Annotated in this window: 15 protein-coding genes and 1 pseudogene; 8 read left to right on the top strand and 8 right to left on the bottom strand. The window is 74.5% G+C overall.

Annotated elements, in window-relative coordinates; all coding sequences use genetic code 11:
* Positions 1-54: 54 nt before the first annotated feature.
* Both MUN78_RS00945 and MUN78_RS00940 read left to right on the top strand, forming a co-directional pair.
* Positions 55-807, top strand: coding sequence for an IclR family transcriptional regulator (locus MUN78_RS00945; RefSeq protein WP_244692479.1), 753 nt, complete (start codon positions 55-57; stop codon positions 805-807).
* A gap of 134 nt (positions 808-941) precedes the next feature.
* Positions 942-2,138, top strand: coding sequence for a 4-hydroxybenzoate 3-monooxygenase (locus MUN78_RS00940; protein ID WP_244692478.1), 1,197 nt, complete (start codon positions 942-944; stop codon positions 2,136-2,138).
* Positions 2,139-2,154: 16 nt separating this feature from the next.
* Here the strand turns inward: MUN78_RS00940 and MUN78_RS00935 are convergent, their stop codons facing one another.
* Positions 2,155-6,957 (bottom strand): NAD-glutamate dehydrogenase, encoded by a 4,803-nt coding sequence (locus MUN78_RS00935; protein ID WP_244728179.1) that lies wholly within the window; start codon positions 6,955-6,957, stop codon positions 2,155-2,157.
* Between the two features lie 55 nt (positions 6,958-7,012).
* Positions 7,013-8,092, bottom strand: coding sequence for a LysR family transcriptional regulator (locus MUN78_RS00930; protein ID WP_244728178.1), 1,080 nt, complete (start codon positions 8,090-8,092; stop codon positions 7,013-7,015).
* A 116-nt stretch (positions 8,093-8,208) separates the two neighbouring features.
* Here MUN78_RS00930 and MUN78_RS16785 point away from each other — a divergent pair.
* The 3 genes and pseudogenes from MUN78_RS16785 to MUN78_RS00920 form a co-directional block, all read left to right on the top strand.
* Positions 8,209-9,402, top strand: a pseudogene (locus tag MUN78_RS16785) (MFS transporter); the annotation flags it as partial.
* Positions 9,403-9,445: 43 nt separating this feature from the next.
* Positions 9,446-10,156, top strand: coding sequence for an MBL fold metallo-hydrolase (locus tag MUN78_RS16780; protein WP_429952315.1), 711 nt, complete (start codon positions 9,446-9,448; stop codon positions 10,154-10,156).
* A gap of 184 nt (positions 10,157-10,340) precedes the next feature.
* A complete protein-coding gene (locus MUN78_RS00920; protein WP_244728176.1) occupies positions 10,341-11,345 on the top strand; it encodes a fumarylacetoacetate hydrolase family protein in 1,005 nt (334 codons plus the stop codon).
* A gap of 19 nt (positions 11,346-11,364) precedes the next feature.
* Here MUN78_RS00920 and MUN78_RS00915 read toward each other — a convergent pair whose 3' ends face one another.
* The 3 genes from MUN78_RS00915 to MUN78_RS00905 are packed head-to-tail and all read right to left on the bottom strand — an operon-like array spanning position 11,365 to position 14,662.
* Positions 11,365-12,312 (bottom strand): C-terminal binding protein, encoded by a 948-nt coding sequence (locus tag MUN78_RS00915; protein WP_244728175.1) that lies wholly within the window; start codon positions 12,310-12,312, stop codon positions 11,365-11,367.
* Positions 12,309-13,589 (bottom strand): phosphopyruvate hydratase, encoded by a 1,281-nt coding sequence (gene eno / locus MUN78_RS00910; protein ID WP_429952314.1) that lies wholly within the window; start codon positions 13,587-13,589, stop codon positions 12,309-12,311. The genes MUN78_RS00915 and eno overlap by 4 nt, the downstream gene beginning before the upstream one ends.
* A gap of 2 nt (positions 13,590-13,591) precedes the next feature.
* The gene (locus MUN78_RS00905; RefSeq protein WP_244728173.1) at positions 13,592-14,662 is read right to left on the bottom strand and encodes a phosphotransferase family protein; all 1,071 of its coding nucleotides are present in this window, start codon (positions 14,660-14,662) and stop codon (positions 13,592-13,594) included.
* A gap of 208 nt (positions 14,663-14,870) precedes the next feature.
* Here MUN78_RS00905 and MUN78_RS00900 point away from each other — a divergent pair, with 208 nt between their 5' ends.
* From MUN78_RS00900 to MUN78_RS00890, 3 genes are all read left to right on the top strand, one after another.
* Entirely contained in the window at positions 14,871-15,773 is a 903-nt protein-coding gene (locus MUN78_RS00900) for a LysR family transcriptional regulator (protein WP_244728172.1), read from the top strand.
* 154 nt (positions 15,774-15,927) lie between these two features.
* Positions 15,928-17,058, top strand: coding sequence for an FAD-dependent monooxygenase (locus tag MUN78_RS00895; protein WP_244728171.1), 1,131 nt, complete (start codon positions 15,928-15,930; stop codon positions 17,056-17,058).
* Positions 17,055-18,062: a fumarylacetoacetate hydrolase family protein gene (locus MUN78_RS00890; protein ID WP_244728170.1), complete on the top strand. Its 1,008-nt coding sequence runs from the start codon at positions 17,055-17,057 to the stop codon at positions 18,060-18,062. Before MUN78_RS00895 ends, MUN78_RS00890 begins: the two co-directional genes overlap by 4 nt.
* 42 nt (positions 18,063-18,104) lie before the next feature.
* On the opposite strand, the gene MUN78_RS00885 is transcribed toward MUN78_RS00890, so the two are convergent.
* The 3 genes from MUN78_RS00885 to MUN78_RS00875 are packed head-to-tail and all read right to left on the bottom strand — an operon-like array spanning position 18,105 to position 21,120.
* Positions 18,105-18,929, bottom strand: a complete 825-nt coding sequence (locus MUN78_RS00885) for an SDR family NAD(P)-dependent oxidoreductase (RefSeq protein ID WP_244728169.1) — start codon at positions 18,927-18,929, stop codon at positions 18,105-18,107.
* Positions 18,926-19,972: an amidohydrolase family protein gene (locus MUN78_RS00880; RefSeq protein ID WP_244728168.1), complete on the bottom strand. Its 1,047-nt coding sequence runs from the start codon at positions 19,970-19,972 to the stop codon at positions 18,926-18,928. Before MUN78_RS00880 ends, MUN78_RS00885 begins: the two co-directional genes overlap by 4 nt.
* Positions 19,969-21,120, bottom strand: a complete 1,152-nt coding sequence (locus tag MUN78_RS00875) for an FAD-dependent monooxygenase (protein WP_244728167.1) — start codon at positions 21,118-21,120, stop codon at positions 19,969-19,971. Before MUN78_RS00875 ends, MUN78_RS00880 begins: the two co-directional genes overlap by 4 nt.
* Positions 21,121-21,130: the final 10 nt, after the last annotated feature.

Below are 21,130 nucleotides of genomic sequence, written 5' to 3'. Positions count from 1 at the left end.
GCTGACGCGCGCCGTCGCGCATCGCGCCCGGCTCCGCCGTGGCATGCTGGGCGCATGGCGAACTCCCCGAGCGGCGACGCGATGATCACCCGCGTCGTGCGCGTGCTCGAGACCTTCTCCGCCGAGCGCACGGTGCAGAGCGCCAGCGAACTCGGACGCCGCGCGGGGCTCCCCTCCTCGACCGCGCACCGCCTCGTCGACGAGCTCGTCGCGGTCGGCATCCTCGAGCGCGACGACGAGCGCCGGGTGCGACTCGGGATGCGGCTGTGGGAGCTCGCGCTCCGCGGCTCGACGGCCCTCCGGCTCCGGCAGGCCGCGCTGCCCCATATGGAGGAGGTGCAGCGGGTGATCAGGCAGCACACCCAGCTCGCCGTCCTGGAGCAGGACGCCGCGCTCTTCCTCGAGCGGCTCTCGCACCCCGAGGCCGGTGCGAACATCGCGCGGATCGCCGGGCGCCTGCCGCTGCACGCCTCCTCCGCGGGGCTCGTGCTGCTCGCGCACGCCGATCCCGCCGTGCGGGCCCGGGTGCTCGCCGGGCCGCTCGGCGCCGTCGCGCCCGGCACGATCACCGACCCCGTCCGTCTCGACCGCACGCTCGCCGAGATCCGGCGTGCCGGGGTCGTCGTGGCCCCCGGCACGGTGGAGGCCGTCTCGACCGGCGTCGCGGTGCCGGTGCGCGACTCGGGCGCGGTGATCGCGGCGATCTCGGCCGTGCTCCCGCGGGACGCACCGCCCGAGGCTGCCGTACGGGCCCTCCGCGCCGCCGCGGCCGCGACCGAGGCGGCGCTGCGCGACAACCGGCCCTGAGCGGGGCGGCGGCGATCCTCGATTCCCGTTCAACGGGAACACGGCGCCGTCGGGCGGCCTGCCGGGGCACACTGGAGGCGACAGCGCGGGGCCGAGGGACGGCCCCGCATCCGCACGCCGTCGAAGGAGACGCCATGACCGAACGGACCCGGGTCGCCATCGTAGGAGCGGGGCCGGCCGGCCTCGTCCTCTCCCACCTGCTCGCCGAGGCGGGCATCGACTCGATCGTCGTCGATGCGCGCGGCCGAGAGGAGATCGAGCACACGATTCGCGCGGGCATCCTCGAGCAGGGCACCGTCGAGGTGCTCGACGGGATCCCGGGCAGCCGCGCCCGCACCGTCGGCCAGCGGCACGACGGCATCGAGCTGCGCTTCGCGGAGCCGGGGGGCGAGGCGCAGGGGCACCGCATCGACTTCGCCGATCTCGTCGGGCGCGGCGTCTGGCTCTACCCGCAGCACGAGGTGCTGCGGGATCTCATCGCCGCGCGGCTCGCCGCCGGGCAGGACCTGCGATTCGGGGCGACCGTCACGGAGGTCACGGGCGTCGACTCGGCCCGGCCGACCGTGCGCGGCGCCCGCGCCGACGGCACCCCCTTCGAGATCGTCGCCGACTTCGTCGTCGGCGCCGACGGATCGCGCAGCGTCGTCCGCCCGTCCGTCACCGGGGACTCCCGCTCGGGCGGGTACTTCCGCGAGTACCCCTTCGCGTGGTTCGGCATCCTCTGTGAGGCGCCGCCGAGCTCCGAGGAGCTCATCTACAGCAATGCCGCCGACGGCTTCGCGCTCATCAGCCAGCGCTCCGAGACCGTGCAGCGCATGTACTTCCAGTGCGATCCCGACACCGACCCGAACGCCCTCGACGATGCCGAGATCTGGGAGCGCCTGCAGGCGCGCGTCCCCGGCACCCGGCTCGCCGAGGGGCCGATCTTCCAGCGCGACGTGCTCCGCTTCCGCAGCTTCGTCTCCCACGAGCTGCGACGCGGTCGCGCGGCGCTCGTCGGCGACGCGGCGCACACCGTCCCGCCCACCGGGGCCAAGGGCATGAACCTTGCGATCGCCGACGTGCTGCTCCTCGCCGACGCGCTGCGCCGCCTCCTGCTCGAGGACGACCCGCGCGGCGTCGACGGCTACGCAGAGGCCGCCTCCCAGCGCATCTGGAAGGCGCAGCACTTCTCCTGGTGGATGACGAGCATGCTGCACGTCGCCCCCGATGCGAGCGACTTCGACCGCCGCCGCCAGATCGGGGAGCTCCGCTCCGTCGTCGAGTCGGAGGCGGGCCGGCGCTACCTCGCCGAGGCCTACACCGGCTGGCCGCTGCGCGCCGCGGTGTGACGCGCAGCGGTGCCGCTCAGCGCACGAGCGAGCGGAGGCGCCGCAGCGCGACCGACAGCGTCGCGAGCCCGGTCCCCTCACCCGCGCAGACCGCCGCGAGCGCCTCGTCGAGCACGCGCCGGCCGGGGGCCGACCCCGCGCCGAGCCACGCCTCGATCCGCTCCGCGGGCTCCGCGCCGCGCGCGTCCGCGGCCGTCGCCTCGGTCTCCAGCACCGAGGCGGCGAGCGCGATCATGACCGCGTAGAGGTCGTCGCGCATGGCGGCGCGCGCCATCGAGCCCCAGCGGTCGTCCTGAGGCAGCGCCGTGACCGCGCTGAGCAGCTCGTCGAAGCGCATCCGCGACGACAGCTCGAAGTACACCCGCGCCGTCTCCTCCGGGTCCCAGCCGCGCAGCTCCGACTGCTCGACGATGTCGAGCAGCGGCAGCGAGGCGAGGAGCCCCGCGCCGCGCCGCGCGAGCTCCGCGGGCACTCCCGCATCCGTCAGCTCCGCGACCCGCGCCTCGAAGCGGCCGAGCTCGTCGCCCTGCAGCAGCTCCCCGAGCCGCGACGCGAGCCGGGCGACCGGAGCGCTGAACCGCTCGATCTCGGCGCCGATGTCCACGCGCTCGTCCCGGTGGTGCACGACCCAGCGGGTCGCGCGGTCGAGCAGCCGGCGGAAGGTGAGGTAGAGATCGGTCTGCACCGCCGTCGCCACCGCGTTGTCGGTCGCCTCGACCCCGGCGACGAACCCGCGCAGGTCGAAGACCTCCCTGACGACGACGTAGGCGCGGGCGATCTGGGCGCCGGAGGCCCCGGTCTCGTCGGCCGCGCGGTAGGCGAAGGTGATGCCGCCCCGGTTCACCATCGAGTTGACCACGGCGTTCACGATGATCTCGGCGCGCAGCGGATGCGCCGCGAGGTCGCCGGCGGAGTCCTCGCGGAGCGCGCTCGGGAAGTACTCGGCGAGGGTGCGGGCGAACCACGGATCGTCCGCGAAGTCCGTGCTCGCGAGGTCGGCCTTCAACGCGAGCTTCGCGTAGGCGACGAGCACCGCGAACTCGGGGCGGGTGAGGCCCCGATCCTCGGCGATGCGGGTGCGGATCTCGGCCGCGCCGGGCAGGAACTCGAGCTCCCGGTCGAGCTCGTCGCGCTCCTCGAGCCACGCCATGAGTCGTTCGTGGGAGGGGAGCATGTCCGCGGCGTTCTCGCGGGAGTTGCCGAGCAGCACGTTCTGCTCGTAGTTGTCGCGGAGCACCTGCGCCGCCACCTCGTCGGTCATGGAGCGCAGCAGCGCGTCCCTGGCGTCCCGGTCCAGCCGCCCGTCGCGCTCCACCGCCCCGAGGAGGATCTTGATGTTCACCTCGCGGTCGGAGGTGCCCACCCCGGCCGAGTTGTCGATCGCGTCCGTGTTGATCCGCACCCCGGCGAGCGCCGCCTCGATGCGTCCGCGCTGGCTCACCCCCAGGTTGCCCCCCTCGCCGACCACTCGGACGCGCAGCTCCGCGCCGTCCACGCGGATCGCGTCGTTGCCGCGATCGCCGATGTCGGCGTTGCTCTCGCCGCTCGCCTTGACGTACGTGCCGATCCCGCCGTTCCAGAGCAGGTCGACCGGCGCGAGCAGCACGGCCCTCTTGAGCTCCGCCGGAGTGAGGCTGCCCGTCCCCTCGGGCAGGCCGAGGGCTGCCGCCATCTCGGGGCTCACGGGGATCGACTTGGCGCTCAGCGGGAACACGCCGCCCCCGGCGGAGATGAGCGAGCGGTCGTAGTCGTCCCAGGAGGAGCCGGCGAGCTCGAACAGTCGCCGGCGTTCGGCGAAGGACGCTCCGGCCTCGGGCTCGGGGTCGATGAAGACGTGCCGGTGGTCGAACGCCGCCACGAGACGGATCCGCTCGGAGAGCAGCATGCCGTTGCCGAACACGTCCCCGGACATATCGCCGATGCCGGCGACGGTGAACTCCTCGCGCTGGGTGTCATGGCCGAGCTCGCGGAAGTGGCGCTTCACCGACTCCCACGCGCCGCGCGCCGTGATCCCCATGCCCTTGTGGTCGTAGCCGGCGGACCCGCCGGAGGCGAAGGCGTCGTCGAGCCAGAAGCCGTACTCGGCGGAGATGCCGTTCGCGATGTCGGAGAAGGATGCGGTCCCCTTGTCGGCGGCCACCACGAGGTAGGGATCGTCCCCGTCGTGCCGCACCACGTCGCGCGGCGGCACGATCTCGTCGCCGACGCGGTTGTCGGTGAGGTCGAGGAGGCCGCGGATGAAGGTGCGGTACGCCTGCCTGCCGCCCTCCATCCACGCGGCACGGTCCCCGGGGGCCGGCAGCCGCTTCCCCACGAAGCCGCCCTTGGAGCCCGTCGGCACGATGACGGCGTTCTTCACCATCTGCGCCTTGACGAGGCCGAGCACCTCGGTTCGGAAGTCCTCGCGCCGGTCGCTCCACCGGAGCCCGCCGCGCGCGACCGCGCCGAAACGGAGGTGCACGCCCTCGACCTCGGGCGAGTACACCCAGATCTCCGTCATCGGGTGGGGCTTGGGCAGACCGGGCACCCGCGCGCAGTCGAGCTTCATGGACACCCAGGGCTTCGCGCCGCCGTCGGCCGCGGGCTGGTAGAAGTTCGTGCGCCACGTCGCCTCGATCACCCCGATGATCGACCGCAGGATGCGATCCTCGTCGAGGCTCGCGACCCCGTCCAGCCGGCGCCGCAGCTCCTCCGCGAGCTCGCCGGCCCGCGCACCGCCGGCGTCCGCGCTCGCGAGCGCGGGGTCGAAGCGGAGCTCGAAGAGCCGGACGAGGCCGGCGGCGATGCCGGGGTTCGCGATGAGCGCCTGCTCGATGTACTCGACGGAGAAGGCCGAGCCGATCTGGCGCAGATACATGCTGATGGCGCGCAGGAGGACGATCTGCCGCCAGTCGAGTCCCGCGAGCAGCACGAGGGCGTTCAGCCGGTCGCTCTCGGCCTCGCCCGTCCAGACCGCGGCGAAGGCGGCCGTGAACTCGGCTCCCCACGCGGGGTCGCGCCACAGCTCGGCGTCGTCCGCGACGAGGCCGAAGTCCGAGATGTGGCGCGTCTCGCCGCCGGGGAGGGCGATCGTGTTGGGGCGCTCGTCGACGACGTCGACGCCGAGGTCGGTGAGCAGCGGCAGCACGCGCGTGAGCGGGTACTGGGTGCGCGAGACGAGGGTGAGGAAGCGCTTGCCCGGCTCGGCGTCCTCGGGGGTGTAGAGGTGCACGGCGAACTCGTCGCCGCGGTCGAGCCGCTCGAGCAGCGCGACGTCGCCGAGGGCCTCCTGCGGCGGGACGTACTCCTTGTACGACTCCGGGAAGGCGTTGCCGTAGCGGCTGAGCAGCTCGGCGGCGGCGACCTCGTCGTGCGACTCGTGGAGCGCATCGACGAAGGCCTGGTCCCAGCTGCGGATCGCCTCCTCGAGCTGCTCGCGCAGCTCCGCCTCGTCGACGTCGGGCACGGCCCCGCCGCGGGGCACCCGCACGACGAAGTGCAGCTGCGCGAGCGGCGCGTCCCCGACGCTGACCGTGTGCTCGACGCGCTCGGCCCCGAACACGCTCCGCAGCAGCGCCTCGATCCGCAGCCGCACCGCGGTCGTGTAGCGGTCCCTGGGCAGGAAGACGAGCACCGAGACGAAGCGCCCGAACTCGTCGCGGCGGAGGAAGACGCGGGAGCGCCGCCGGTCGCGCAGCCGGCTGACCTCGCCGGCGACGGCGAGCAGGTGCTCCGGGGTGTCCTGGAAGAGCTCGTCCCTCGGGTACTTCTCGAGCACCTGCAGCAGGTCCTTGCCCGAGTGCGAGGTCGGCGCGAAGCCCGAGGCGTCGAGCACCGCCCGCACCTTCGCCGAGACGATCGGCAGGGCGAGCACCGAGGAGGCGTAGGCGACCGAGGTGAACATCCCGAGGAAGCGGCGCTCGCCGGTGACGTTCCCCTCCGCGTCGAAGGTGCGCACGCCGATGGAGTCGAGGGTGACGTCGCGGTGCACCGTCGCGCGCGAGTTGGCCTTCGTGATCGTGAGCAGCCGGGGCTCGCGCGCGGTGCGCCTGGCCTCGGGGCGCAGCCGGGCGACCGCCGCGGTCGACTTGCGCAGGATGCCGAGCCCCGTGTGCGGGATGGACCGCAGCACGTCCTCCCCGTGCTCGTCGGTCTCGAGCACGTGCTCGCGATACCCGAGGAAGGTGAAGTTGTCCTCCGCGAGCCAGTTGAGGAACTCGACGGCGGGCGCGACCTCGGCAGGGTCGACGGTCCGCGGCGCCGCCGTACGCAGATCGGTGACGATCTCGAGGCAGGCGCGGCGCATGGCCTGCCAGTCGCGCACCGCCGCGTGCACGTCGCCGAGCACGCCGCGCAGCCGCTCCTCGAGCTCGCGCTGGCCGTCCTCGGTCGGCACCCGGTCCACTTCGAGGTGGATCCAGGACTCGAGGGCGCCGCCGTGGGCGTCGAGCTCGAGGAGCGCTCCGGCCTCGTCGCGGCGCACGGACACGACGGGGTGCATGAGCAGGTGCACCGTCAGCCCCTGCCGCGCGACGGCCATCGCGACGGAGTCGACGAGGAACGGCGCATCGTCGGTGCAGATGTCCACGATCGTCCGCCGGGAGGTCCACCCGTGCTCGCGCAGCGTCGGCGTGAACACGGCCACGAGGGTCTCGCCCGGCGCGCGGGAGGCGGCGAGCGCGCGCTGGGCGAGCGCGGCCCCCACGACGTCGCGCGGTTCGCGCTCATCGAGGTCCTCGGCGTCGGCGCGCGCGACGAGCCGCGCGATCTGGGGTCTGAGCGCGGGCTCGATCGCGTCGAGCGCGTCGCGCAGCCGCGCGGATACGGTGTCACTGGTCATGAGCGCCCCGTTCGTCGTACGGTGCGGGGCGCCGTCGCCCCGGGTCGTGCTCAGCCTAGCCCGACGCGGGGTGGCGCGGGGATGAACCGTGTCCGGACGGCCGGACCCGGGGTTCGCCGCTCCCGCGCCGGGCAGGCGCCCGGCCGGCATCGCCGTCGCCGTCCCCCGGACCCGCGGCCGGGCTCAGCAGGCGCGGCGCGGGGCCGCTCGGCTCCCGGGAGAGCGCCGGCACGGTGCGCGCCAGCACGCCCCGCAGCCATTCGATCGCGGGATCGGCGTCGTCGCGCGGGTGCCAGTACATGCGCTCCGCCATCGGGATCTCCATGCCGCGCGGCAGCTCGAACACGGCCAGGCTCAGCGTGCGCGAGGCCTTCGCCGCGAGCATGCGGGGCACGAGCGCGACCATCTCGGTGTCGGCCACGAGCAGCGGCAGCGTCGCGAGGCCGAACAGTCGCGCCCCGACGATGATCCGGTCGATGCCCGCGCGTCCCAGCAGGTCCTGCAGATTGTCGTGGTCGGGATCGTTGAGGTAGGCGATCGCGTGCGGCAGCTCGACGAGCTCCGCGATGCTCGGCCGCGGGTGGCGGACGAGGGGGTTGCCCGGGTCGGCGATGAGCACGAAGTCGTCGACGAAGAGCTCCTCGCTCGCGCCGGGCAGCCCGAAGCCCTCGGGGCCGACGATGAGGTCGAGCCGGTCGTAGGGCGCGAGCGTGCCGTCGCGGACGGGCTGCGGCGCGAAGTCGAGCGAGGCGCGCGGCGCCTCGCTCGAGAGCACCCTGAGCACGGGCCCCGCGAGGATCGCCGTCATGTAGTCGGTGGCGCCGATCACGAAGCGGCGCTCCGTGCGCGCGGGGTCGAACAGCCGTTTGCGTCCGATGACCGGCTCGAGTTCGGCGGCGGCGCGGCCGACCGCCGGCAGCAGGTCGCGTGCGAACGGGGTCAGCTGCATCGTGCGGCCGACGCGCACGAGAAGCGCGTCGTCGTAGTGGCGCCGCAGTCGCGCCAGCGCCGCGGAGGTCGCGGGCTGACTCAGGTGCAGGCGATCCGCGGCGCGGGTGACGCTCCGCTCCTCGAGCAGCGCCAGCAACGGCCGCAGGAGGTTCAGGTCGAACGCGGGCAGGCTCCGACTATCCATGTCGTGAATATATCTCATCAGAATCACGCGATTGCATGGATACCTGGGCGCTGGGACCATGAAGGCCGGACCCGCCGCGCGGCGGGCCGATCCCTGATTTCAGCGTCGAACGAGGAGTGCCCGTGTCCCCTACCGCCATCGCCGAGGACGCGGCGATCCACACCCCGCGAGGCGAGTTCCGCCGCGGCTGGCCGACCCTCGTCTTCAGCACGATCGGCGCCGGCGTCGGCCTCAGCGCGCTCGGCTACATCCTCGGCACGCTCGTCGTGCCGCTGCAGGAGGAGTTCGGCTGGGGCCGCGGCGAGATCAACCTCGCCTCCCTCGTCAGCTCGCTCGGCCTCGCCGCCGCGCTGCCGGTCATCGGCAAGCTGCTGGACCGCTACGGCGTGAAGCGGGTCGCCATCGTGTCCATCCCCGTCTTCGCCGCGGTGCTGGCGCTGCTCTCGATCGTCACCTCGAGCCTCGCGACGTTCCTGGCCCTCTACGCGATCGCCGGCCTGCTCGGCGCGGGCACCTCCGCGGTGACCTATTCCAAGGCGGTCGTCGAGAAGTTCGACCGCCGGCGCGGCATCGCGCTCGGCATCGTGGCCGGAGGCCTCGGCACCGCCGGACTCCTCCTGCCGCCGCTCATGGGCATGGTGATCGCCGGAGGCGGATGGCGCTCGGCCTATCTCACGATGGCGCTCCTCGCGATCGTGCCGTTCCTCCTCGTGTTCTTCGCCCGGCTCGCACCGCCGAAGCAGGTGGCGGCGGTCGACCCGGCCACGCTCCCCGGCCTGACGTTCCGCGCCGCCCTGCGCGGGCGGGAGTTCTGGAGCCTGTGCGTCGTCTTCTTCCTGCTCGGCTGGGCGCTCCTCACCATGGTGCCCCACTTCGTCCCGCTGCTCATCGATTCGGGCGTGGATCCGGTGCGGGCGGCGCTCCTCTCCTCGCTCGTCGGCGTCGGCACCGTCATCGCACGGCCCGTCATCGGCTGGCTCTTCGACCGCTTCTACGCGACCACGGTCGCGGTGCCGCTGTTCCTTGCCGCGGCTCTCGGCTGCCTGCTGCTGCTGTGGGCGGGGCCGGGCGCCGCGCCGGTGACCGCCGTGCTGATCGGGATCGGCTTCGGCGCCGAGATCGACCTCATGGGCTATCTGAGCTCGCGCTACTTCGGCCCGCGCTCCTTCGGCGCCCTGTACAGCCTCGTGTACAGCCTCTTCATGATCGGCAGCGCGTTCGGCCCGGTCACGGCGGGCTTCGCCTACGACGCGACCGGCTCGTACGGCGTGCCGCTCGTCGTGGCCGCCTCGATGATGGGCGTCGCCGCGGTCATCCTGCTCACCCTCCCCGCTTCCCGCGGAGCGCGGCCGCATGAGCGCCGCGCCGACGCTGCAGGAGGTGGCCGGCGGGGTCTGGGCCTACGTCCAGCCCGACGGCGGCTGGATGGTCAACAACATGGGTCTCATCGCGGGGGCCGACGGCGCGACGAGCATCGATGCGACCTCCACCGAGCCCCGCATGCGCGCCTACCTCGCGGCGGTCGCGCGGACGACCCCGGCACCCGTGCGGCGGCTCGTGCTCACCCACGCGCATCCCGACCACTGCAACGGCGCGTCCCTGCTGCCCGACGCCGAGGTCATCGCGCATCGCGCGGTCGCCGAGGAGTTGGCGCGGCCGCACGCGCTCGCCCCCCACATCTTCGAGCCCTTCGCGCAGGGCGACATCCGCGCCCGGCGCCCGACCCTCGTGTTCGAGGACGCGATCGCGCTCCTCGACGCCGAGCGCCGCATCGAGGTGCGCCACCCCGGGGGGCCCGCGCACACCGCGGGCGACGCCTACGTGTGGCTGCCGGACGACGGGGTGCTGTTCACCGGCGACCTGGTCTTCAGCGGCGGCACCCCTTCGCCCTGTCCGGCTCCCCGGCCGGCTGGCTGCGCGCCCTCGAGCAGATGGCGGCGCTCGCGCCGGGGGTCGTGGTCCCCGGGCACGGCCCGGTCGGCGGGACGGAGCTGCTCGAGCCCGTGGCCGACTACCTGCGGTTCCTCCTCGACGCCGCGCGGAGCGCGCGGGAGCGGGGCCTGACCCCGTTGGAGGCGGCGCGCGGGCTCGATCTGGGGCGCTTCGGGGGCCTGCTCGAGCCCGAGCGCATCGCCGGCAACCTCCGCCGCGCCATCGCCGAGCTCGAGGGCGACGCGGCCGTCGACGTCGCCGCCGCCTGGCAGGACATGTACGACTACAACGGATCGCAGCCCCTGGAGGTGCGCGCATGAGGATCGCTCGATGGAATGCCGGAACGGCCGGGACCGCCCCAGGGGAGGGCTTCGTGATCGGCCCGCCCGGCCGGGAGCGGCTCGTGCCCTTCCCCGACGGCTCCTCCGTGACCGAGGTGCTCGCGCGCGGCGCCGAGCACGCGGAGAGCCTCCACGCGACGGCCGTCGCCGGCTCGGATCCGGGCGTCGCGCTCGCCGAGGCGACGCTCCTCGCGCCGCTCGTCCCGGCCTCGATCCGCGACTTCGTCGCGTTCGAGGAGCACGTCGAGGGCGTCAGCGCCGGCGTCGAGGGCACGAGCCACGTCGCCGACGAATGGTACGAGGCGCCCACGTTCTACTTCACGAACCCGCACACCGTGCTCGCCCCGGGCGAGAGCGTGCCGATCCCCGAGACGCGCCGCATGGACTTCGAGCTCGAACTCGCGGCCGTCATCGGCGGCGTCCCCGGCTCCGACGGCGCGAACCTCGACGTCGAGGCCGCGCGGGCGCACATCTTCGGCTACACGATCATGAACGACTGGTCCGCACGGGACCTGCAGGCCCGCGAGATGCAGGTGCGGCTCGGCCCCTGCAAGGGGAAGGACTTCGGCACCACCCTCGGGCCCTGGATCGTGACGGCCGACGAGCTCGACGCGTTCCTCGACGCCGACGGCTTCCTCGCGATCCGCGCCGAGGCCCACGTGCGCGGCGAGCTCGTCGGCGAGGACCTCGTCGCGAACATGGGGTGGCCCTTCCCCGAACTCGTCGCCTACGCCGCCCGCAACTCGCGGGTCGTGCCGGGCGATGTGCTCGGTTCGGGCACGGTGGGCAACGGCGGCTGCCTGGGCGAGCTGTGGGGGCGCGGCTCCGCGCTGGCGCCCCTCGAGCCCGGCGACGAGGTGCGGCTCGTGATCGAGGGCGTCGGGGAGATCGCCAGCACGGTGGGCGAGCGGGTCGCCGCGCCCGAGCTGCCGCCCGCCCGGCTCCGCGACCGGGCGAGGCGGCGCACCGCCTCCGCCTGATCCCCCGTCCTCCCCGCCGTCACCCCTCGGCGACGGCGGGGACGAGCGACGCCGGCCGCGCTCCGGCGAGCACGGCGGCGACCGAGGCGGCCGCCTGCTCGGCGAGCGAGGCGATCGACTCGGCCGAGTAGAAGGCGGTGTGCGGCGTGATGATCACCCGGGGCTCGGCGCGGAGCGGGTGCTCGGGCGGCAGATCCTCCGGATCGGTGACGTCGAGCCCCGCCCCCGCGATCCGGCCGTCGCGGAGCGCCGCCACGAGGGCGTCGGTGTCGACGAGCGGCCCGCGCGAGGCGTTGATGAGGAAGGCGTCCGGGCGCATCGCGGCGAGGAAGTCGGCGTCGACGAGCCCCTGCGTGCCGGGCAGCAGCGGGAGGTGCAGGGAGACGTAATCCGCGGCGCCCAGCACGGCGCGCAACCGCTCGGGATCCGGCCGCGAGGGGTGGTAGACGAGGGCGGTCATGCCGAGCGCCTCGACCCGGGTGCGCAGGGCCTCCCCGATCCGGCCCGCGCCGATGATGCCGACGGTGCGCCCGGCGATGCGGCGCGTGCCGAGCCCCGTGCGCAGCGCCGCCCCGCCGCTGCGGGTGTCGCGGTCGTAGACGGTGAGGCCGCGTTCGAGCGCGAGCATGAGCGCGAGCGCGTGCTCCGCGACCTCGTCGACGCAGTACTCGGGCACACGCGTCACGGCGACGCCGCGCGCCTGCGCGTGCGCGACGGCGATGTTGTCGACGCCCACGCCGTAGCGCGCGACGACGGCGAGGCCGGGCCCCGCCGCGTCGATCACGCGCTCCGTCACCCGCGCGAAGCAGGTGAGGATCGCGTCGACGCCGGGCGCGAGCGCGACGAGCGTCTCCTCCGAGCCGTCGGGCGCCTCGATCACCTCGGCGCCGAGGGGCTCCAGGATCGCGCGCTCGCGCGAGGCGTCGTCCCAGGTGTAGTCCGTGATGAGGACGCGGAAGGCGCTCACGACGTCCTCCCGAGGGCCGAGGGTCCGGCGAACACGGCCGCGTCGCCCAGCGCCTCCTCGATGCGCAGCAGCTGGTTGTACTTCGCGAGTCGTTCGGACTGGGTGATGGACCCGATCTTGATCTGCCCGCCGCGCCAGCCGACGGCCAGATCGGCGAGCGCCGGATCCTCGGTCTCCCCCGAGCGCGCGGAGATCACGGTCGCGAAGCGGTGCGCCCGCGCGAGCTCGACCACCTCGGCGGTCTCCGTGATCGTCCCGATCTGATTCATCTTCACGAGCACGGCGTTCGCCGCTCCCGTCTCGACACCCCGGCGGACCCGGGCGGGATGGGTGACGAAGAGGTCGTCGCCGACGATCTGCACGCGGTCCCCGAGCCGCGCGACGAGCTCGGGCCAGTGCTCCCAGTCGTCCTCCGCCAGGCCGTCCTCGATGGAGATCACGGGGTGCTCGGCGACCATCCGCTCGAGCAGGCGCACCATGCCGCTCGCGCTCAGCTCGCGATCCTCGCTGCGGAGCCGGTAGGTTCCGCCCGCGGGATCGTGGAAGTGGGTGGACGCGACGTCCACGGCGTAGGCGATCTCGCTCCCGAGCGCGCGCCCCGCGCGCTCGACGGCGGCGTCCAGCACGTCGAGCGCCTCGCGGTTCGATCCGAGCGCCGGGCCGAAGCCCCCCTCGTCCGCCTTCAGCAGGGAATGGCCGCGCGCCGCCAGCTCCTCGGCGAGCGCGGCGTGCACGTCGCCCGTCCACTCGAGCGCCTGCCGGTAGCTCTCGGCGCCGACCGGCATCACGAGGAAGTCCTGGAAGTCGAGCTGGCGCCCGGCGTGCAGCCCGCCGCTGATCATGTTGACCATCGGCAGCGGCAGCAGCGGCTCGGGCCCGGCGAGATGGCGCCAGAGCGGCACCCCGGCGACCAGGGCCTCCGCGCGCGCCGCGGCGAGGGACACCGCGAGCACGGCGTTCGCCCCGAGCCGGCTCTTGCCCGGCGTGCCGTCGAGCTCGAGCAGCACGCGGTCGATGACGGCGCCGATCGCGGGCAGCCCGCGCAGCACGGGATCGATCTCCGCGCCGATCGCGGCCGCGGCGTCGCGCACCCCGAGCCCGCGGTAGCGGGCGGGGTCGCCGTCGCGCCGTTCGACCGCCTCGTGCGAGCCGGTCGACGCTCCGGAGGGGACGCTCGCCGCGACGATCCGGCCGTCGTCGAGCTCGAGCTCGGCCTCCACGGTGGGGCGCCCCCGCGAGTCGAGGATCTCGCGGCCGACGGCGCGGGTGATGGTGATGGTCATGCGGTCCACTCCTTCGAGATGATGCGGCGCGCCGCGGCCGCGGCGTCCATCGGCGATCCGCCGCCCTGCTCGCGCAGCAGCAGCTTCGCCGCGGCGCGCACGGACGGGCCGCGCGCGCCGAGGTATTCGACCGGGGACTTGCCGTCCACACGGGCGAGCAGCAGGCAGCCGAGCTCGCCGACGACCTCCGCCTCCGCGGCCGCCGCGCTCCCGGCTGCGGCCGTGTACGCCTGCCAGAACGCGCGCACGAGGCCGTCGAGCTCGGCGTCCGCCCCCGGCAGCAGCAGCGACTTGAGCACGAGGTGGGCGAGCATGAATGCCGGGTCGAGCGCGGCGTCGCCGAGGTGGGCGACCTCGAAGTCGAGGGCGAGCACGCCGCGGTCTCCCACGATGAGGTTCTTCGGCGAGAAGTCGCCGAGCGCGAGCACCGCGGCGCGCGACTCGAGTCTCGCGGCGTCCGCTCGCAGCGCCTCGGCGACATCGGGGTTGCGCTCCGCGGCGACGCGGTGGAACGGATCGGTGCGCCCCTGCACGAGGGTCGTGCGGTCGGCGAGGGCGGCGAGGCGCTGCGCGCCGCCGCCCGCCAGCTCGGCCGCGGAGCGGCGCTGGATCGTCCCGAGGAGCGCGCCGGCGTCGGCGGCGGTCCCGGGATCGAGGACGCCGGCGCGCAGGCGGTCCTTCCAGGTGCCGCCGGCCCCGGGGGCCATGGTCATGGCGAACGCGAACTCCGCGTCGTCCCAGGCGAGCACGCGGGGGACGCGCCCGGGCACGAGCGCGGCGAGCGCCGACATCGCGAGGCGCTCCGTGACGATGCGCGCCCGGTCGTACTCCCACCGCTCCGCCACGCGGAGCACGGGCAGCGACTGCTTCACGACGGCTCGGCGGCCGGCGGCCGAGCCGACCTCGCCCGCGGCCTCATCCCACGCGACCCCGATGACGACGTTCGAGACGCCGCCGGCGAGCTCGCGCGCCCGCGCCGTCGCGGCGGAGGGGACGACGCCGGCGCGGCGCAGCCAGGCGATCGCCGCCTCGGGGTCGAGGAGGCGCGGTTCGGCGGTGCCCGGCATCAGGATCGGTGCGCGGGGGCCGGGCGGGCGAGGGGGGCGAGATGCGTCATCGGCGGCGGCCTTCCTGCGTCGGTGCGGGGACGCTCTCCATGCTGGACGAACCCGGTGCGGCGGGGAAGACGCGCATCACTATGGTGGGTATCGTCATGCGGAATAGTCGGGACGCCGGGGTCCGCGGAGCGGACCGGCGCGAGCGGAGGGCACGGCCATGCGGTTGGAAACGACGGATCTGAATCTGCTCGTGTCGCTCGGCGCGCTGCTGGCGGAGCGCAATGTGACGCGGGCCGCGGAGCGCCTGATGGTCAGCCAGCCCACCATGAGCGCGGCGCTGCGCAAGCTGCGCGCGCACTTCGGCGACGAGCTGCTCGTGCGCACGCAGGGACGCTACGAGCTCACCCCGCTCGCGCAGGATCTGTCGCTGGAGATGCCCGAGCTGCTGCGCGCCATCGAGCGCACCTTCATCGAGCGCCCCGCCTTCGATCCCCGCACCGCGACGCGGGAGTTCCGGATCCTCTCCTCGGATCTCACCACCACCGTCGTGGCGCCGCGCCTCGTGGCGGCCGTCGCGGAGGCCGCGCCGAACGCGCGGCTGTCCTTCGAGCGCATCCGGCCGCTCGACCCCGCCGAGCAGGTCGACCAGCTGCTCGAGGTCGACCTCGCGCTCATGCCGGACAGCCTCGAGCTGCCGCTCGCCCGCGCCGAGGTGTTCCGCGATCGCTGGGTGTGCGTGGGGGGTCGCCCGCGGCGGAGCCCGCTGGGCTCCGCGGATCTCGCCGCGGCGCAGTGGGTCGCGGTCTACGGCAGGGACGCGTTGAACGTCTTCGCGGCCAACGGTCTCGGCGAGGTGATCATGGACGACGCCCGCCGCGTGACGGTGGACAGCTTCCTGGCGGTGCCGTGGGCGGTCACCGGCACGGACCGTCTCGGGCTCGTGCAGCGGCAGCTCTTCGAGCGGGTGCGGCGCATCGTGGACATCCACGAGATCGCGGTCGAACCGGAGCTCGCGGCGATCCGCGAGATGGCGTGGTGGCACCCGGCGCGCGCCTCGGACTCGGGGCATCTGTGGCTCCGCACGCTGCTCACGGACCTCTTCGCCCCCGCGACGGGCTGACGCGGGGACGGGCATCGGGGATCGTGATGCCCGGTATCGGGCTTTGCGCCTTCCCGGGCGACGGCTCCCGATGCTTCACTGCAGGTACCCAGACGACGGCGTTCCGGGGACTCCGGGCGCCGTCGCTTCCACGGACTCACGGAGGTCACGCAGCATGAGCGCAGTTTCACGCGTCGCGATCGCCGGCGCCGGCATCGCCGGCACGGCGGCGGCGATCCACCTGGCCGAGCAGGGCGTCGAGGTCGACGTCTTCGAGCGCAAGGACTCGCTCTCGGCGCTCGGCTCCGGCATCACCCTGCAGGGCAACCTGCTGCGCGTGCTGCGCGAGCTCGGCGTGTGGCAGCAGGTGGAGCGCGCGGGCTACTCCTTCGACGAGACCGCGCTGCGCGCACCCGGCCCGGGCGCCGAGGTCCTCGCCACGATCCCGGACGCGCGGACCGGGGGCCCCGACCTCCCCGCGACGACCGGCATGCACCGGCCCGCGCTCGCGGAGATCCTGCTCGCGCGCGCCGAGGAGGTCGGCGCGCGCGTCCGCTTCGGCGCCCCCGTCACGGGTTTCTCCCAGAACGCCGAGCGGGTCACCGTCGCGTACGGGGACGGCGGCCGCGGCGACTACGACCTCCTCATCGGCGCCGATGGGCTCCACTCGGCGATCCGGCGGGAGCTCGGGATCGACGTGGGGCCCGAGCCGATGGGCATGGGCGCGTGGCGCGCCTCGGTGCCGCGGCCCGCCGAGATCACCCGCACGGACCTCTACTACGGCGGCCCCGCCTACCTCGCGGGCTACTGCCCGACGGCCCCTGACGCGATCTACGCCTATTTCGTGGAGGCGGCGCGGGATACGCGGGGGTTCGGCCCGGCGGAGTGCGCCGCGGAGATGGCGCGCCTCGCACGCGCCTACGGCGGTCCGTGGGACGAGATCCGCCGCTCCCTCCCCGAGGCGACCCAGATCAACTACACCCAGTTCACCCACCACGTCGTGCCCGGGCCGTGGCACCGCGGTCGCGTGGTGCTCATCGGCGAGGCGGCGCACAGCTGTCCGCCCACCATCGCGCAGGGCGCGGCGCAGGCGGGCGAGGACGCGCTCGTGCTCGCGGAGCTGCTGCTCGACCGCGCGCGGCTCGAGGACGTCTGGGAGGAGTTCCACGCCAGGCGGCTCCCCCGCGCGACCGCCGTCGTCGAGGCTTCCGTGCAGCTCGGCCGCTGGCTCATCGACGGCGACCGCGACGCCGACGTGCCCGGGCTGATGCGCCGAGTCGCCGAGCTCGTGAGCGTTCCCGCGTGAGCGCCCCGGCGTGGGCGCTCGGCACCTTCGCGGATGCCGCCGGCCCCTTCCCCGCCGTCGTCGTCGACGGGACGGCCTACGATCTGCGGCGGATCGGCGGGCCGGAGCTGACCGTGGACGCGCTGCTGGCCGATTGGGAGGCCGGCGAGGCGCGCGTCGCCGCCGCGGTCGCGGAGCTGACGTCCAGCGCCGCGGGAGCCGGAGCCGCGGAGTCCGCGGTCGCGCTCGGCGCCGGCGCGCCGCTGGCCGCCCTGCGCCCGCTGCCGCCCCACGCCCCCGCGCAGATCCTGTGCGCCGGGGCGAACTACCACCGGCACGTCCAGCAGATCGTGGTCTCCACCCTCCGCAACGCGGGCGACACGCGGCCGGAGGCCGAGCTCCGGCGGGAGGCGGACGCGCAGGCGAAGGCCCGCGCGAGCGCCGACGGCCCGTTCTTCTTCACCGGGCTCCCCTCCGCGCTGTCGGGCGCGCACGACGACGTGCCGCTCTGGGGCCCCGGCCGCGAGCACGACTGGGAGCTGGAGCTGGCCGTCGTGATCGGCAAGCGCGCCCACCTCGTGGACCCGGCCGACGCCATGGACCACGTCGCGGGGTACACGATGTCGAACGACATCTCGCTGCGGGACGTCATGCGGCGTCCGGGCTTCCCGATGACCGATTTCCTGCTCTCGAAGAACCGCCCGGGTTTCTTCCCGACGGGCCCGCTGCTCGTGCCCCGCCGCTTCGTCGCCGATCACCGGGAGCTGCGGCTCGAGCTGCGCGTCAACGGCGAGACGATGCAGGACGAGCGGGTCTCGGACATCATCCATGACATCCCCGCCCTCATCAGCGCGGCGTCGCACGCGACCGCGCTCTCGCCCGGGGATCTGATCCTCACCGGCTCACCCGCGGGGAACGCGGGGCACCACGGCAACCGCTGGCTGCGCCCGGGCGATGTCATGGAGGCGAGCATCACGGGACTCGGGCGGCAACGGAACCGCTGCGTCGCGCCGCCGCAGGGGTGAGCGGGGGTGCGGAAAGCGGCCGGGCGGCGCGGCCCGATCGCCTCAGCGAGCGGCGCCGCCCGCGCCGGCGATGCGGTCGGCCATGAGCTTGGCGCCGGAGGACGACGCGAACGCGCCGTCGACGGGGATCTCGGCGCCCGAGACGTAGGAGGCGGCGTCGGAGAGCAGGAAGGCCGTGACCCGCGCGACCTCCTCAGGGTCGCCGAAGCGCTCCAGGGGCGTGAGCTCCAGCTGGGCGTCGCGCATCGCGGCCGGCGCGTCCGCCGTCATCGGCGTCTCGATGAAGCCCGGATGCACGATATTCACGCGGATGCCCCGCGGGCCGTACTCGGTCGCGGCGACGTGCGTGAGGCCGCGCAGCCCCCACTTCGACGCCGTGTACGCCGCCGTGGCGTGCGCGGTGAGCCCGGCCACGGATCCGACGTTCACGATCGACGATCCGGCGGCCATGAGCGGCGCGAGCGCCCGGATCCCGAGCATGGGACCGGTGAGATTCACCGCGAGCACCCGTTCCCACGCGAGCAGGCCGGTCGCGGCGAGTCCGGCGCGGTGCGTGATCCCGGCGTTGTTGACGAGCCCGCGCAGCGGCCGTCCGCCGAGGAGCTCGCCGAGCTCCGCGGCGAGGACCGCCCATCCGGCCTCGTCCGCGACGTCGAGGCCCCGAACCGAGATGCGGCCGTCGCCCCGGTCGGCCGGGGCCGGCCCGAGATCGACCGCGACGACCCGCGCGCCGGCGGCGGCGAGCAGGCGGGCCGTGGCGGCGCCCTGGCCGACCGCCGCGCCCGTCACCACGACGACCGCGTCGGCGAGCCCCGGGTATCCCGCGCCCGCCTCGGCACCGGGCGCGGCCCCGCCCGCCCCGCTCACGCGCTCCTCCGCAGCAGCCCCTCCGCGCTGCCGCCCAGCACCGCCGCGATCTCGTCCTCGCCGAAGCCCTCGGCGGCGAGGTCCGCTGCGACCTCGCGCGCGGGGTCGTCGAGCCCCATGTCGAAGGGGAAGTCGCTGCCGAGCAGCACCCGGTCGGCGCCCGCGACCTCGATGAGGTGCCGGAGCGCCGCGGCGTCGTGCACCACCGTGTCGAACCAGAGCCGACGCAGATAGGCCGACGGCGGCTCCGCGCAGCCCGCGGCCTCGGGGCGCACCCGCCAGGCGCGATCGGAGCGGCCGATCGCGGTCGGCAGGTAGCCGCCTCCGTGCGCGGCGACGACCCGCAGCCCCGGGTGCCGATCGAGCACGCCCGCGAAGATGAGGTGTGAGAGCGCGACCGCGTTCTCCGCGGGCTGGCCGACCGTGTTCGCGAGGTAGAAGCGGTCGAGCCGTTCGTCGAGACTGCACCCGAAGGGGTGCAGGAATACGACGGCGCCGAGCTCGGCCGCGCGGGCCCAGAACGGCTCGAGTCGCGGGTCCGAGAGCTCCACGCGCGGCGACTCGCTGCCGTCCTCCCGCGGCGCGGGGCCGGCGAAGGACGAGATCTCGACGCCGGCGAGGCCGCGGCCGAGGATCGCGTCGTCGAGGCATTCCACGATGCGCTCCGGATGCTGCAGCGGCACGACGCCGAGCCCGACGAGGCGATCGGCCGCGGCGGCCGTGTGCGCGGCGACGGCGCGGTTCGCCTCCCTGGCGATCCAGACGGCGAGCCCCTCCTCCGCCCAGGGGTAGAAGTGGTTCGGCGAGACGCTCACCCACTGCCGGTCGACGCCCTGGGCGTCCATGGCGGCCAGGCGCGCATCGAGGCGCGTCAGCTTCGGGATCCGAGCGCCGACCATCGGGCCGGAGTGCGCCTGGCTCTCCGCGCCGTTGCGCCGCAGTTCGAGCTCGGCCGCGGCCGCGACGCCGCTCGGCGAGTAGCGCTCGACCGCGGCGTGCAACTCGGGCAGGAGGAGATGCGCGTGGACGTCGACGACGCTCATGCCGGCACCGCCATCTGCTGCGCGATCCCGAAGATCAGCGGCCCGGGGTCGGCCTCCCGGTTGCCCTCGAGCTGCCACCGGCCCAGTTGCACGGACGCCTCGACGACGGCGCGGGCGCGCGGCAGCCGGCGCTCGTGGAAGGCGTCCCAGAGTCCCTGATCGAGCGCCTCGGCACCGGTGAGCAGCTCGGTGAGCACGAGCGCGTCCTCGACGGCCTGCGCCGCGCCCTGCGCGATGGTGGGCGGGCAGCTGTGCGCGGCGTCGCCGATGATCACGACGCGGCCGCGATTCCAGGGCGCGTCGACGAGGTGCGACGTGAACCAGGTGTAGTTGACCCGCGCCCCGCCCGCGGCGAGGGACTCGCGGATCGCGTTCCACGGCCCGTCGTAGGCCTGCGACTCCTCGATCATGATGCGGTGCGCCTCGTCGTCGCCGACGGCCGAGCGATCCTGCGCGCGCTCGACGAGGATCGCGTACATGGAGTCCTCGCCGGTGGGCGTGTAGCCCGCGATGTAGACGGGGCCGCCGTAGTAGAGCTCGGTGCGCACGACCTCGGCGGGACGCGGCACGAAGGCCCGCCAGATCCCCATGCCCGTCCGTTCGGGGCTCGTGTCGATGCCGATGAGCCCGCGCACCGTCGAGTGCAGTCCGTCGGCGCCGATGAGGAGGTCGAAGCGCCCGGCCGGGGCGCCGTTCACCTCGAGGTCGACGCCGTCGTCGTCCTGCGCGAGGCCGGTGACCTCGGCGTCGAAGTGGAGGCTGGCGCCCGCGGCCTCGGCCCGCTCGGCGAGGATCCGCGCGAGATCGGGCCGGTACATCCCCATGCCCGCGGGGTAGTCGGGCCCTCCGGTCTGCACGTCGGGGAGCTCGGCGACGATGGGAGCCCCGGGGCCCGGCGCGCGCAGCGTCAGCCCGTCGAAGGGGTAGCCCAGCGATCGGGCCTCGTCCCAGACGCCGAGCTCGTCGAGCGCGCGGAGCAGATTGCCCTGCAGGGTGATGCCGGAGCCGAGCGCCGGCAGGCCGGGCTGCTGCTCGAAGACGTCGACGGCGACGCCGTGGGAGGCGAGGCGGATCGCCGCGGCGAGCGCCGCGACGCCGCTGCCGGCGATGGCGACGCTGCGGACGGCGGCGGGGGCGGTGTGGGTCATGGTGCGAGAA

This window comes from Leucobacter allii, from assembly GCF_022919155.1.
GTDB classification, from domain to species: domain Bacteria; phylum Actinomycetota; class Actinomycetes; order Actinomycetales; family Microbacteriaceae; genus Leucobacter; species Leucobacter allii.
Note: the sequence above shows the minus strand (reverse complement) of the source record. Positions and strands in the feature narration are given on the sequence as shown.

Excerpts from the sequence above, each read along its gene's own strand:
- MUN78_RS00945 (WP_244692479.1), top strand. The coding sequence starts at position 55 with ATGGCGAACTCCCCGAGCGGCGACGCGATGATCACCCGCGTCGTGCGC.
- MUN78_RS00940 (WP_244692478.1), top strand. The coding sequence starts at position 942 with ATGACCGAACGGACCCGGGTCGCCATCGTAGGAGCGGGGCCGGCCGGC.
- MUN78_RS00935 (WP_244728179.1), bottom strand. The coding sequence starts at position 6,957 with ATGACCAGTGACACCGTATCCGCGCGGCTGCGCGACGCGCTCGACGCG.
- MUN78_RS00930 (WP_244728178.1), bottom strand. The coding sequence starts at position 8,092 with ATGGATAGTCGGAGCCTGCCCGCGTTCGACCTGAACCTCCTGCGGCCG.
- MUN78_RS16780 (WP_429952315.1), top strand. The coding sequence starts at position 9,446 with ATGAGCGCCGCGCCGACGCTGCAGGAGGTGGCCGGCGGGGTCTGGGCC.
- MUN78_RS00920 (WP_244728176.1), top strand. The coding sequence starts at position 10,341 with ATGAGGATCGCTCGATGGAATGCCGGAACGGCCGGGACCGCCCCAGGG.
- MUN78_RS00905 (WP_244728173.1), bottom strand. The coding sequence starts at position 14,662 with ATGCCGGGCACCGCCGAACCGCGCCTCCTCGACCCCGAGGCGGCGATC.
- MUN78_RS00900 (WP_244728172.1), top strand. The coding sequence starts at position 14,871 with ATGCGGTTGGAAACGACGGATCTGAATCTGCTCGTGTCGCTCGGCGCG.
- MUN78_RS00895 (WP_244728171.1), top strand. The coding sequence starts at position 15,928 with ATGAGCGCAGTTTCACGCGTCGCGATCGCCGGCGCCGGCATCGCCGGC.
- MUN78_RS00880 (WP_244728168.1), bottom strand. The coding sequence starts at position 19,972 with ATGAGCGTCGTCGACGTCCACGCGCATCTCCTCCTGCCCGAGTTGCAC.
- MUN78_RS00875 (WP_244728167.1), bottom strand. The coding sequence starts at position 21,120 with ATGACCCACACCGCCCCCGCCGCCGTCCGCAGCGTCGCCATCGCCGGC.